The sequence below is a fragment of the Paenimyroides ceti genome, assembly GCF_030409925.1.
In genome coordinates this window covers 18,926-30,754 of record NZ_JAUFQU010000095.1, presented here as the reverse complement: position 1 = coordinate 30,754, position 11,829 = coordinate 18,926, and the positions used below count along the sequence as shown (strand labels likewise).

The 11,829-nt window shown below is 36.2% G+C and carries 18 protein-coding genes and 6 pseudogenes; 9 read left to right on the top strand and 15 right to left on the bottom strand.

What is annotated here, in order from left to right; genetic code table 11:
- Positions 1 to 680: pseudogene (locus tag QW060_RS27575) on the top strand (NAD-dependent epimerase/dehydratase family protein); the annotation flags it as partial.
- A gap of 121 nt (positions 681 to 801) precedes the next feature.
- Here QW060_RS27575 and QW060_RS27570 read toward each other — a convergent pair.
- From QW060_RS27570 to QW060_RS27515, 11 genes and pseudogenes are all read right to left on the bottom strand, one after another.
- Complete coding sequence (locus QW060_RS27570; protein ID WP_290365665.1) at positions 802 to 885, bottom strand: hypothetical protein; 84 nt, start codon at positions 883 to 885, stop codon at positions 802 to 804.
- Between the two features lie 23 nt (positions 886 to 908).
- Complete coding sequence (locus QW060_RS27565) at positions 909 to 1,067, bottom strand: M13-type metalloendopeptidase (protein WP_290365664.1); 159 nt, start codon at positions 1,065 to 1,067, stop codon at positions 909 to 911.
- 20 nt (positions 1,068 to 1,087) lie between these two features.
- Positions 1,088 to 1,414, bottom strand: a complete 327-nt coding sequence (locus QW060_RS27560) for a M13-type metalloendopeptidase (protein ID WP_290365659.1) — start codon at positions 1,412 to 1,414, stop codon at positions 1,088 to 1,090.
- Between the two features lie 68 nt (positions 1,415 to 1,482).
- Positions 1,483 to 2,324: pseudogene (locus tag QW060_RS28865) on the bottom strand (hypothetical protein).
- 239 nt (positions 2,325 to 2,563) lie between these two features.
- The gene (locus tag QW060_RS27545) at positions 2,564 to 2,653 is read right to left on the bottom strand and encodes a hypothetical protein (protein WP_397386153.1); all 90 of its coding nucleotides are present in this window, start codon (positions 2,651 to 2,653) and stop codon (positions 2,564 to 2,566) included.
- A 264-nt stretch (positions 2,654 to 2,917) separates the two neighbouring features.
- Entirely contained in the window at positions 2,918 to 3,088 is a 171-nt protein-coding gene (locus tag QW060_RS27540) for a hypothetical protein (protein ID WP_290365662.1), read from the bottom strand.
- On the bottom strand, positions 3,043 to 3,168 hold the full coding sequence (locus QW060_RS27535) for a hypothetical protein (RefSeq protein ID WP_290365658.1): 126 nt from the start codon (positions 3,166 to 3,168) through the stop codon (positions 3,043 to 3,045). The genes QW060_RS27540 and QW060_RS27535 overlap by 46 nt, the downstream gene beginning before the upstream one ends.
- A gap of 141 nt (positions 3,169 to 3,309) precedes the next feature.
- Complete coding sequence (locus QW060_RS27530; protein WP_290365661.1) at positions 3,310 to 3,471, bottom strand: M13-type metalloendopeptidase; 162 nt, start codon at positions 3,469 to 3,471, stop codon at positions 3,310 to 3,312.
- A gap of 206 nt (positions 3,472 to 3,677) precedes the next feature.
- Positions 3,678 to 4,076 (bottom strand): annotated as a pseudogene (locus QW060_RS27525) (hypothetical protein).
- Positions 4,077 to 4,171: 95 nt separating this feature from the next.
- Positions 4,172 to 4,342, bottom strand: a complete 171-nt coding sequence (locus QW060_RS27520) for a hypothetical protein (RefSeq protein WP_290365657.1) — start codon at positions 4,340 to 4,342, stop codon at positions 4,172 to 4,174.
- Between the two features lie 236 nt (positions 4,343 to 4,578).
- Complete coding sequence (locus QW060_RS27515; protein ID WP_290365656.1) at positions 4,579 to 4,941, bottom strand: hypothetical protein; 363 nt, start codon at positions 4,939 to 4,941, stop codon at positions 4,579 to 4,581.
- A gap of 296 nt (positions 4,942 to 5,237) precedes the next feature.
- Between QW060_RS27515 and QW060_RS27510 the strand changes: the two genes are divergently transcribed.
- The 7 genes and pseudogenes from QW060_RS27510 to QW060_RS27480 all read left to right on the top strand — a co-directional run bounded on the left by QW060_RS27510 (position 5,238) and on the right by QW060_RS27480 (position 9,337).
- A complete protein-coding gene (locus QW060_RS27510) occupies positions 5,238 to 5,369 on the top strand; it encodes a thioredoxin domain-containing protein (RefSeq protein WP_290365655.1) in 132 nt (43 codons plus the stop codon).
- Complete coding sequence (locus QW060_RS27505) at positions 5,366 to 5,470, top strand: thioredoxin domain-containing protein (RefSeq protein ID WP_290365654.1); 105 nt, start codon at positions 5,366 to 5,368, stop codon at positions 5,468 to 5,470. The genes QW060_RS27510 and QW060_RS27505 overlap by 4 nt, the downstream gene beginning before the upstream one ends.
- Positions 5,467 to 5,634, top strand: coding sequence for a hypothetical protein (locus tag QW060_RS27500; protein ID WP_290365653.1), 168 nt, complete (start codon positions 5,467 to 5,469; stop codon positions 5,632 to 5,634). The genes QW060_RS27505 and QW060_RS27500 overlap by 4 nt, the downstream gene beginning before the upstream one ends.
- A gap of 223 nt (positions 5,635 to 5,857) precedes the next feature.
- Positions 5,858 to 5,998, top strand: a complete 141-nt coding sequence (locus QW060_RS28415; RefSeq protein WP_317623290.1) for a FeoA family protein — start codon at positions 5,858 to 5,860, stop codon at positions 5,996 to 5,998.
- 90 nt (positions 5,999 to 6,088) lie between these two features.
- Positions 6,089 to 8,162, top strand: a pseudogene (gene feoB / locus QW060_RS28860) (ferrous iron transport protein B).
- 284 nt (positions 8,163 to 8,446) lie between these two features.
- Positions 8,447 to 8,635 (top strand): hypothetical protein, encoded by a 189-nt coding sequence (locus tag QW060_RS27485; protein WP_290365652.1) that lies wholly within the window; start codon positions 8,447 to 8,449, stop codon positions 8,633 to 8,635.
- A 537-nt stretch (positions 8,636 to 9,172) separates the two neighbouring features.
- Positions 9,173 to 9,337, top strand: a complete 165-nt coding sequence (locus QW060_RS27480; RefSeq protein ID WP_290365651.1) for a hypothetical protein — start codon at positions 9,173 to 9,175, stop codon at positions 9,335 to 9,337.
- Positions 9,338 to 9,392: 55 nt separating this feature from the next.
- Here the strand turns inward: QW060_RS27480 and QW060_RS28855 are convergent.
- The 3 genes and pseudogenes from QW060_RS28855 to QW060_RS27465 form a co-directional block, all read right to left on the bottom strand.
- Positions 9,393 to 10,212: pseudogene (locus tag QW060_RS28855) on the bottom strand (ZIP family metal transporter).
- 82 nt (positions 10,213 to 10,294) lie between these two features.
- Positions 10,295 to 10,447, bottom strand: coding sequence for a hypothetical protein (locus QW060_RS27470; protein ID WP_290365649.1), 153 nt, complete (start codon positions 10,445 to 10,447; stop codon positions 10,295 to 10,297).
- Positions 10,435 to 10,615, bottom strand: a pseudogene (locus tag QW060_RS27465) (metal-dependent transcriptional regulator). The gene QW060_RS27470 and the pseudogene QW060_RS27465 overlap by 13 nt, the downstream one beginning before the upstream one ends.
- Positions 10,616 to 11,077: 462 nt before the next feature.
- On the opposite strand from QW060_RS27465, the gene QW060_RS27460 reads away from it, so the two are divergent.
- Positions 11,078 to 11,203: a hypothetical protein gene (locus QW060_RS27460; RefSeq protein ID WP_290365648.1), complete on the top strand. Its 126-nt coding sequence runs from the start codon at positions 11,078 to 11,080 to the stop codon at positions 11,201 to 11,203.
- 110 nt (positions 11,204 to 11,313) lie between these two features.
- On the opposite strand, the gene QW060_RS27455 is transcribed toward QW060_RS27460, so the two are convergent.
- Positions 11,314 to 11,730 (bottom strand): transposase, encoded by a 417-nt coding sequence (locus QW060_RS27455; RefSeq protein ID WP_290365647.1) that lies wholly within the window; start codon positions 11,728 to 11,730, stop codon positions 11,314 to 11,316.
- Between the last annotated feature and the right edge of the window lie 99 nt (positions 11,731 to 11,829).

The window sequence follows — 11,829 nt, the reverse complement described above, 5'->3', positions numbered from 1 at the left end:
TGCGTGGGATTTGAATATGAATTCTTTATTTCATGTGTTGAATTAGCTAAAGAAAAAATAAAATCAAAAAAGTGTTCTGGCCTTAAGTATTGCCGTTTTCGGACCTACTACTCCAAGAGGACAATACCCGCAATATACCGTTATGGAGCCATCAACTGTATACGGAATTTCGAAGCAGACAGGCGAACGCTGGTGCGAATATTATTTCAATAAATATGGAGTTGATGTAAGAAGTATCCGATATCGGATTAATTTCATGGAAAACATTACCAGGTGGAGGTACTACAGATTATGCGGTAGATATTTATTATAAAGCCGTAGAAGAAAATAAATATACCTGTTTTCTGTCAGAAAATACGGCTCTGCCGATGATGATATATGGATGATGCGATTAAAGCAACAATTGGTATCATGCAGGCACTGAAGAGCAGATAAAAATACGATCGTCTTACAATTTGTCTGCAATGAGTTTTACACCAAGAGAAATTGCAGCATCTATTGAAAGGTACAACCGGGCTTTACGATGATTATGTTCCTGATTTCAGGCAGTCAATTGCTGACTCATGGCCAGCGAGCATTGATGATCAAAAGGCAAGAGAAGATTGGGGATGGAAACATGATTTGATCTGGAGTCTATGACAAAAGAAATGCTTGAAAAATTTAAAGAAATAAATCATTAAAAAAGCTGTTAGAAAACTAACAGCTTTTTTAATGATTTGTAATGTATATATTATAAAAAATCCCGAATCAATAGTTCGGGATTTATTTTATGATTACAGATTTTTACGCGTTGTTCCGGTTTTATAAATAATTTGTCTCTTCTTTGATATTGAATGCTTCATACCATGCATCCAGATTCTGTAAAGGAACGTATGATCTGTAAATCGCAGGAGCATGCGGATCTGTTTTTACCTGTTTTTTACGTATTCGTCACGCGATTTTGTTCTCCAGATGGTTGCCCATGAAATAAAGAAACGTTGTTCCGGTGTAAATCCGTCAAAATTTTTTCTGTAGTCGGATGTTTTGCCAGATATAATGCAATCCGTCATAAGCTGCGGTAATACCACCAAGATCTCCGATATTTTCCCTATGTAAAGTCTCCGTCAACATAGATACCCTCAAATGGCTGTAAAGCACTGTATTGTTTTGAAAGTGATTTTCCGAGTGTAGTAAATTGTTCCAGATCGGTTTTTGTCCACCAGTCTACCAGATTTCCTTCAGCATTAAAACGCGCTCCGGAATCATCAAAACCATGAGAAATTTCATGTCCGATTACGGCTCCGATTCCACCATAGTTTACTGCCTGATCTGCTTTATAGTCATAAAACGGAGTTTGTAGAATAGCGGCCGGGAATACAATTTCATTATACATTGGATTGTAATAGGCGTTTACCATTTGGGGTGCATGCCCCATTTGGTTTTATCTACCGGTTTTTCCAAATTCTTCAATGTTTTTAGTTATCTGCCAACGGTTAATACCCATCATATTGTTAAAGTAGTTACCTCCTTTTTCTTTGCTGATAATGTTGAGCTTTGAAAAATCTTCCCATTATCAGGGTAGCCAATTTTAATGGTAAGTTTATTGCAACTTGTCAATAGCTCCCTGTCTTGTAGCGGTGCCATCCATGGTAATTTTTTAATGCGGTTTTCATAAGCCTGAATGATGTTGTCAATCATTTCCTTTGCCTGTTGTTTCGCTTCTTTAGGGAAACGTTTTTCTACATACAATTTCCTAAAGCTTCCAACTGTACCATTTACAACCTGTAAAGCGCGTTCTTCAATAGGTCGCTGTTGAGTAGCACCTGAAAGCGTTTTGCCATAGAAATCCCAGTTTGCTTTATCGATTTCAGTACTTAACTGACTTGCAGAACCATTAAATGCGTCCAGTTAAGATATAATTTAAGGTCGTCAAAAGAAGTTGTTTTTAATAAAACATCCACGTTTTCATATACTTTGGCCTGACTTACAATTACATTGTCTAAATCAGAAAGACCTGCTTTTTTAAAGTATTCTTTCCACTGAATTGAAGGCGTCAATTTCTGAAGATCTGCAACCGACATTGGGTTGTAGGTATTTCTTTCGTCTCTTAATGCTACACGTCCAATTCCGCTTCAGCCATTTTAGTTTCAAAAGCAATAATTTTTTTGTCAGCAGATGCTTTTGCCGTTGCTCGTCCTGCCGATAAACTTCAGCATCCGTGCGATATGTTTTCTGTAAAGTTCCAGTTTCTCTTTAGAGTCTGTATCTTTTGCCAGATAATAATCTCTGTCCGGTAATCCTGTTGTCCCGGCATCAATGTACACAACGTTTTTATTAGAGTCCATCGCATCTGCCATTACATACATACCGAATAATCCGATACACCGTTAAAAATAGATTCCTGAATCCATTGGTTTAGGTCGTAAGATCATTTCAGCATTATTTTTTCAATAAACGGTTTGATAGGATCAATTCCCAATTTATTACGGGTACCGTATCAAGATACGTTTTGAAACATTAATGGCTTTTCCTTCATCTGTCAGATCACCATATTTATTGCTCTTCGCTGCTTCTTTTAGGATGTTCAGTACATCAAGATCCGTATTTTGAGCAAGTCATCAAAACTCCCCCAGGTAGATTTATCTGCTGGAATTTCGGTTTTATCATACCACAGTCCGTTGACATAACGAAAGAAATCATCACCTGGGTTTTACTGTAGTATCATATGTTCTAAGTGTAGTCGTGCTTTTCAGTATCTGCCTTTTTCTTTTTTGTCGCAAGATGATAATCCCAACAAGGCAGTTGCCAGAACCATCGCAGTTATTTTTCTATTCATATTTCTGATAGTTTTACTATTGTACAAATGTAGAAATGTTTTGGGTAGGGAAATGAAAAAGCCACACTTTTTCCGTTAAGGCTTTAAAATTTTACCAGATTTTTACTCGTTTTTCAGGAGCCAGATATAATTTATCTCCTTTTTTGATGTCAAAAGCCTGATACATGTGTCAACATTCTGTAACGGAACGTACGCACGGTACATGCCCGGAGCATGCGGATCTGTTTTTACCTGATTTCTGATAGCTTCATCACGGGATTTCGTTCTCCAAATGGTTCCCCATGAGATAAAGAAACGTTGTTCGGTGTGAATCCGTCAATCAAGTCAGGGCGTCCTTTGTCTTTCATATACAATTGTAACCGTCATAAGCTGCTTTTACACCCCTAAATACCTATATTTTCACCCAAAGTAAATTTTCCGTCAACAAAAGTGTTTGGTAGTGGTTCTAAAGTGAGTATTGATCTGCCAATGCACCACCCAGACGGTGAATTGTTTCAATCATCATCTGTCCACCAGTTTACTAAATTACCATCGGCATTATAACGTGAACCGGAATCATCAAATCCGTGAGAAATTTCATGACCAATTACAGCTCCGATTCCACCAAAGTTTACTGCTTCATCAGCTTTATAATCATAGAAAGGTGGCTGAAGTATCGCTGCAGGGAAACAATTTCATTGTTGGTAGGGTTGAAATAGCATTTACGGTTTGCGGAGACATTCCCCATTTGGTTTTGTCTACCGGTTTTCCATACTCCTCAATATTTTCATTGAATCCCAACGGGATACGTTTTTCATGTTTTCAAAATAAGTACTCCATCTTTTTGTGATTTGATGGTCAGACCAGAATAATCTTCCATTTATCAGGATATCCTATTTGTAACAGTAGATTTCTTTAATTTTTCAATCGCTCCCTTTTTAGTAGCTGGCGTCATCCATGGAAGATTATTGATACGGTTTTCAAAAGCCAAAAACACATAATCAATCATTTCTTTTGCTTTTTCTTTCGCTTCAGCAGGGAATTTTTTCTCCACATATAATTTACCTAGAGCTTCTCCAACTGTGCCGTTTACAACTGTAAAGCACGTTCTTCAATAGGGATGTTTTACAGCACCTGTTAACGTTTTGCTATAGAAATCCCAGTTTGCTTCATCAATTTCTGTTGTCAAAACTCCGGTAGACTTATTGATTAAAGTCCATCTCATATAAGCCTTGATGTCCTCTATAGGAGTTGTTTTTAATATGGTATTTAATGCTTCCATATATTTAGGCATAGAAACAACTACCTGATCTACATTTTCTAACGGCGCTTTTAAAATAGGGCATCCAGTTTACTAATGGTGTCAGTTTTTGCAGTTCAGAAACAGTCATCGGATTGTAGGTTTTTTCTACGGTCTCTGCGTTCTACACGATCTAAGCGTGGGGTTGCCATGGCTGTTTCAATGCTTACTACTTTGGCAGCATCTTTTTTTGCCTGTTCGGGTGTTTCACCAATCAGTTGTAGCATTCTGGCTACATGTACTTTCATATTTTGTTTTTTCTCTTTGGAGTCTGCATCATCAGAAACTTAGTAATCTCTGTCAGGAAGTCCGATACTACCCGGATCGGTTGATTACATTTTTATTGGAATCCATAGCATCTGCATAGATGTACATTCAAAGAAACCAATACCGCCTTCCGGTAACAATTCATTAATCGAGCTGTTACATCCTGACATTTTTGACCTTATTGTTTTTTCTAAGTAAGGTTTTATCGGGTCAATTCCTAATTTGTTACGGGTAATTGTATCAAGATAGGTTTGAAATACATAAACGGCTTTTGCCTGATCAGAAGCAGGATCAAGATTCGGATTATTGACAGCTTCCTTAAAATGGCAAGGGCATCAATATCAGTGTTCTGGCGCAGTTCATCAAAACTACCCCAGCGTGTTCTGTCTGCAGGAATCTCAGTTTTGTCTACCCAATGACCATTTACATATCTGAAAAAGTCATCTCCGGGTTTTACGGATCTATCCATATATTCCAAATGAATCCCGTGGGTCTCTTTTTTACTGTCCATTTTTTTTGTCTTACAAGCAGTTATTATCGTTAAGCTCAGCGCTGAAAATAGTACTATTTGTCTGTTCATATTATTTTAATTTTTATGACTGTTCTACAAAAATACTAACATTTATGTATAATAAATGCTTACACAAACTTTTAACCTTCTCTGTGTTTACTTTATTAAATTTGCAGAAAGTTTTTGCCAATGGTAGATATCCTAAAAAGTACCGTTATTTTCATTCTTACCCTTTTTGTACTTTGTGGTGTAATTTTTATATTTATTTTATTCGGCTCTGAGTCCTAAAAAGAACTTCCTATATACACTCCGGCAATGGTAAACCTGAAATGGTCGACAGTCTCGTACAGCATCAGAATAATAAATTGAACCATAAGATCGCAGCGTTTTCTTTTCTCAATCAGAACAATAAAATGATTACGGAAAAAGAATATGAAGGTAAGATTTATGTAGCTGAATTTTTTTTACTACCTGTCAGACCATTTGTCCAATTATGAATGATAATATGGCATGGCTGCAAACACAGATTAAGGATATGGATGATGTACAACTTTTATCATTCAGTGTTATGCCTGATATTGATACTCCCAAGTGTTGAAAAAATATGCTCAGGAGAAAGGTGTGATGGATGAGAAATGGAACATGCTTACGGAGATAAAAAAAAAAGCAATTTACTATTTGGCAAGACAGTCATTTCTCGCTGTGAAAACCGATCGGCAGATGAAATGTATGATATGGTGCATACTGAAAATTTTGTTTTAGTTGATAAAAACGGTCGCATAAGAGGATTTATGACGGAACCAATCTTGATAATGAAGATCCTGAAAGCAAAATGTAAAGCAGTTGCTCGAAGATATTAAATGGCTTAGAATAAATGAATAATTAAGAAATTGAAGTAGTTAGAGGGAATACATAAAAGGAATTTTAGGTTATCCTTTTTTATTGTTATATTTTGCAGTATTAAATGAATCTAAATAAAAGAACCATGACGTTAGATCTGCTGCCGTTACATCGCAAGGGAATTATTAGTTCTATCAATTTTGATGCAGTTCCGTTAAAGTTAATCGAGATTGGTTGTCTGCCCGGAAATGAAATAGAAGTACTGCATATAGCTTCCGCTGAATGACCTATATACATTCTTGTAAACGAGTCGCATATAAGTATTCGGAAAGAATTGGCTAAAGAAATTGTCGTGGAAATTATTTAAACATGAATTATGAAAGAAACGATTAAAGTTGCCTTAATCGGAAATCCGAATGTAGGTAAGATTCTGTTTTTTAATTCCCTTACAGGATTGAATCAGCGGGTAGCCAATTATCCAGGAATTACAGTGGAGCGAAAAACCGGAAAAGCGAGTTTCAAAAAAATCTTGATATTGATATCATTGATCTACCCGGAGTATATCCATCAATGCTTCTTCAAAAGATGAAGAAATAGTTGGAAATATTATTCAATTCAAAACATACAAGTTTTCCTGATGTAGTAGTGGTGGTTGCAGAGTAGAAAACTTAAAAAGAAATCTTTTGCTATTTACGCAGATAAAAGACTTGGGCTTACCCTGTATTTTAGCTATTAATATGGCGGACAGAATGACAGCTAAAGGTATTTCTATCGACATTGACTTACTTGAACAGCAGCTGAAAACAAAAATAGCTTGATATCTGTGCGAAAAAATCAGGGAATAGAACATCTCAAAGAATGTATAACCCGCATACAAATCACTTAACACAACTGGCTTAATTGATCTGAAACAGGTAGATACAGACTATTTCGGATTTTTAGAACAGTTGTATCCCGGGTACAATCCGTATAAAGTATGGCTCGGGCAATCTCAAAATATCGTTTTTGAAGGGATTACCAAATTGTTGGATCAAACCCCTGATGGATAAATCTCAAAGTGAGATTAAACGGTTACAGCAGAGAGAAACGATCAAAAGATATCAGTTTATAAATGATGTATTTAAAACGTCTTATCAAATCGATAAAAATAAAGCCAGTGTTTGTAGCAAGAGTAGACCGTATACTGACACATAAGATTTTGGATATTTAACTTCTTCGCAATTATGTTATTGGTTTTTCAGGCTATTTTTGATTGGTCAAGCATACCAATGGATTTTTATTGACGGCAGTTTTGCTTCTTTATCAGAGTGGACTGCTTCCGTTTTACCACCGGTAAACTGACGGAACTTCTCGCCGGAGGTATAATTCCAGGTATTTGGAGGAATTGTGATATTCGTTCCTCAGATTGCTATTCTATTCTCTTTGTTGCACTTCTTGAAGAAAGCGGCTATATGAGTGGGTTGTTTTTTTAATGGATAAGGTGATGCGCCCTTTCGGGCTCAGCGGAAAATCGGTTGTGCCATTGATTTCAGGTGTAGCTTGTGCAATACCTGCTATCATGTCTGCCAGAAATATAGAAAACAGCAAAGAGCGCTTGCTTACAATGCTTGTTACTCCTTTTGCTACTTGTTCTGCGCGTATTCGGTGTATGTGATCATTATTTCTTTGGTAATACGGATGAAAAACATCATAGGATTTATTGGTTTACAAGGATTGGTAATGACACTATTATATATGCTCGGTTTTTTTGCCTCCCTTGTGGGTGCTTTCATTCTGAATAAAGTGATTAAAACTACGAAAAGGCATACTTAATTGTAGAAATGCCCGGATATAAACTGCCTTTATTTAAAAATGTATTTTATACAGTAGTAGAAAAAACAAAAGTTTTGTATTTGGAGCCGGTAAAGTTATTTTAGCATTATCAGTTATTTTATGGTTTTTAGGATCAACGGACCAGACGCAACATATGGCAGGCAGAAGAAGTTGTACAGAAATTACATGCCGGTAAAAATTTATCGGAAGAAGAAATGCAGGATGAAGTTTCCGGGATATATTGCAGAATTCGTATATTGGTATGATTGGAAAAAACTATGAGCCTGTGTTCAACCTCTGGGTATGACTCGAAAAATTAATTGCTGTACTGACTTCTTTTGCTGCAAGGGAAGTTTTTTTTGGGAATCTGGCTAACTTATATTAATATAGGAAGCAGTGGTGAAGATGAGGATATAAAATAGTGGAGAGAATGCAGGCTGAAATACGACCTGACGGAACTCCTGTATTTAATTTAGCAACGGGTGTTTCACTTTTAATGTTTATGCTTTTGCGATGCAATGTCTTTCGACTGTAGCCATCACCCAAAGGGAAACCAATTCATGGAAGTGGACCATGTTTCAAATGATTTTATGACCGGTTTAGCATATATAGTAGCTTTAGTAGCTTATAAATTTTAAAATAGCAACGATGCAGGAAATACTTGTATATATAGCATTAGCTTTGGCAATAGGTTTTTTTATTAAAAATGGTTTTTAAAAAAGAAATCGAAATCCAAGTGCGGTAGTGATACTGATTGCAATTGTGGTAATATTTCTTTTATCATAATAAACAGGGCTTAGTCCCTGTTTTTTTTTTATACGGGTTTATTATTTTTGTTATTATGTGTAAAAAAAGTTGTAAAAAAGTTGTTTTGTGTTGGCTGAATTATTATTTTGGTTAATATTCAAAAAACAATCATAATATGAAAAAAATTATTTTGTCGCTGGCTGTTGTAGCGATAAGCATGGTTTCATGTAATGATGCTTCTTCTGATGTTCAGGATCAGGAAGTACGTGCTGAAGCAAAAAAGGAAATTCTAATCTTTCAGAAAGCGAAGCTAAATTGCGACAAAAGATTCTTGACCTTACCAATAAGAGTTTTATGTTGGTAAGGAAGAGGTTAAGTAAAGAAGAAATTCAGAAGAAAGCAGTACATTATTTAGTGGAAGATTGTAAATCTGTGCTTTTGGAAAATGGTTTTTACTGAAGAATACATCAAAGAAAATTTAAAAATGATGAAGGTAAAATTGTTGTAGAAGCAATGAATTATTTTAACAAATCAAACAATAAATAATTATGAAAAAGATTTTATATACAGCTGCTTTTTTTAATTGGAGGTTTGGCAAACATGAATGCTGTGCCTTTATTTGTAAATAATTTTAAGTAACGGTTCAACTTATGCGTATGACGCTCATTTTTATTTAGGGGTAAGACTGCCTTCACAGACGTGTAGTCAGGCTACGGCTATTTATTATGTTGTTACTGCTGATCTTCGCAATCATTTGTGTAACACTCCATGGATCAATCCCTGGATTCCTGGAAACGATTCTTGTATTCAAGGTTTTTAGGAGTTAATTGTGCAGCTCCGCTATTGATGTAGTGTGGTCTGTATGCGTTTTTATCTTGAACCGTATTCAGCAACTTTTCCTATGAACAATAGTATATCTGGTATTGACAGAGTCTTCATTGTCATCCAGACCACCGAATTTAACCTATACTGCTTTAGGGATATGAAATATCCAATCCATTACGGGACAGGACAGACTAAGCTGAGCTTTTTAGATTTTAGGTGTATGCAGCAGTATGTTTTATAAAAAAAATTATTTTGCTTGATATAGTTTTAAGGGGAGTTTTTACTCCCATTTTTTGTTATCCTAATGCGACATCCAGCATCATCATAATTAATAATCCACCAATGAACCCCAATGTGCAATGTCTGTATTATTACCTTGCTGTGTTTCAGGTACCACTTCTTCAATGACTACAAAAACCATAGCACCGGCAGCAAAAGCAAGTGCGTAAGGTAAAACAGGTGGAAAAAAGCTACGGCTATAGCACCGATTATGCGGCTATAGGTTCTACAAGAGCTGATGATTGTCCGTAAAAAAAAGCTTTTATGTTTGCTCATACCTGCTCTGCGCAAGGAAAGGAAACGCAAGGCCCTCTTGGTAAATTTGTAAACCGATACCAATTGCAAGTGAATAGCTCCGGCGATACTGGCTTCCGGAATTCCTGCAGCGACACCACCAAATAAACGCCAACTGCCAAACCTTCGGAATATTGTGTAAGTTATGGCGAGTACCAATAAAGTGGTTTTATCTCCAGGGCGTTTTGATACCTTCTTTATCTTTCATATCATGGTTTAAATGTAGATGAGGCAAAAGTTTATCTAACCCAAAAAGAAAAAGAGCGCCTAATGCAAAACCAAATTGCTGCAGGCATTACTTTTTTAAAACCATCTCCGTCACTCATCTCTATTGCTGGTGCCAGCAAGCTCAGAAACTTGCAGCAATCATAACGCCACCGGTAAAACCCAGCATTCCGTCGAGTAGCTTTTTATTGGGATTCCTTAAATAAATAGACAGTTGCCGCTCCTACGGCGGAAGGTATTCCATGTAAATTAAGTGGCATAAAATGCAGCAGTACAGGTGATATTACTTTCAAAATAATCAATAACGGATGCAAACATAGCAGTAATGAATTAAGCTTATTTTTACAAAAAATATTTTTTAGCCACCATTTCAGAAATAATCAGTTCTTTTTGTGAATCTCTAGGTGAGTGAATGGTCGAAACTTTCTTTAATTATGATTTTGAGAGAAGTACCCAATGCAATTTTCTGTCTGTCAAGATATTGTAAGAAATCTACAGAGGTATCTTTTACGCCTACACAAATACACAAGGTGCCAACGTTCATTTCTGCCAAAACATTTTGGCGCTTTCAACAATTTTTCCTTCCGCATTCGGAATCGGATCTCCATGCGGATCTTCTGTAGGAAACTCTAAGAATGCATCGAGCTTATTGATCAGCTTTTCTGATTTTATGCTCAAGCTCTTCTGCTACATCATGTACTTCATCCCAGGAAAAATTCAGTTTTTCTACAAGAAAAACCTCCCATAGGACGATGTTTTCTATGGACCATGGTCGCAGCCATAATGCCTTTTTGTGTGAGTGTAGCCCCTGACTATTTTTGATAATCTATATAGCCTTTTTCGCTTAACTTTTAACCATATCTGTGGCAGATGAAGCTATCGTTTCCATTCTCCCTTAGCCAGTTAGCAAGCCTTGTTCACACACCGTTCTCCTCTGATTGAGATTGTGGTGACAAGGGCTTTCAGGTAATTTTATTCAGCGTGTGAGATCATCTTTTTTGTATTTGAAACAAATGTAATAACCTAAATTGCTAAGAAAAATATTTGTTGTGTCTTAAAATAATTTAGCTTTGCCTAAAAATAAATTTAAAATCAACGAAAATGATGAATAAGTATATATTTTGTTATAATTTTCGGCACACTATTTCAGGGATTAACTGCGCAATCCGTGATAAAGGGGAGAGTGGCTTACGGAATAAAGCCATGGAGGGAACAGAGGTTTATTTATTGCCGCAGATTCATGAAAACGACGAATTTAACGGACTATTCGCTTTATGGATGTAGTTTCGGTCTGCTCAAATTCTTCTAGCAATGCCTTGCTTTTTTGTGCTATGTAATCCAAGTGGCGTTGGATCTTTTTAGGATTGTAATTATTTTTTTTGCTGTTGTTGCCTCTAATTTTGGTGCCATCTACGGCGATTACTTTTCGCCTACTATCCTACATCTTTCAGAAATGAAAACAATTAGTTTAAACAGATTTTGTAGCGCCGTCGCATTGATTTTACGAAAGTCGGCTATGGAATGGTAATTGGGATGTAGTCCCTGCAACAACCATTGCAATTCTATATTTCGGATGGCTTCACGCTCAAGCTTTCTGCTGCTACGGATGCCATTGAGGCAAGCGTAAAGATAGAGTTTGAGAAATAAAGAATCACTAAAAGATGACCGACCTTCTTTCTTTTTATCCGAGGAAGTTAAAGAGCGAACACCTAGTTGCTGAAGATCTAATTTTTCTACAAAAGCATCTATAAATCGGACATCATTATCGGTAGCAATTGCAGCTTCTAAACTAGAGAATGTAAGTTGATGTCTGTCTAAACCATTGATTATAGGCATAAAACCGTGAATTATGAATACCTTATGAATTTATGAAATATTAACTATATTTGAAAGGAGTTTGTGTACTTTTTCACAGACTGCCGTTACCTGCAATAT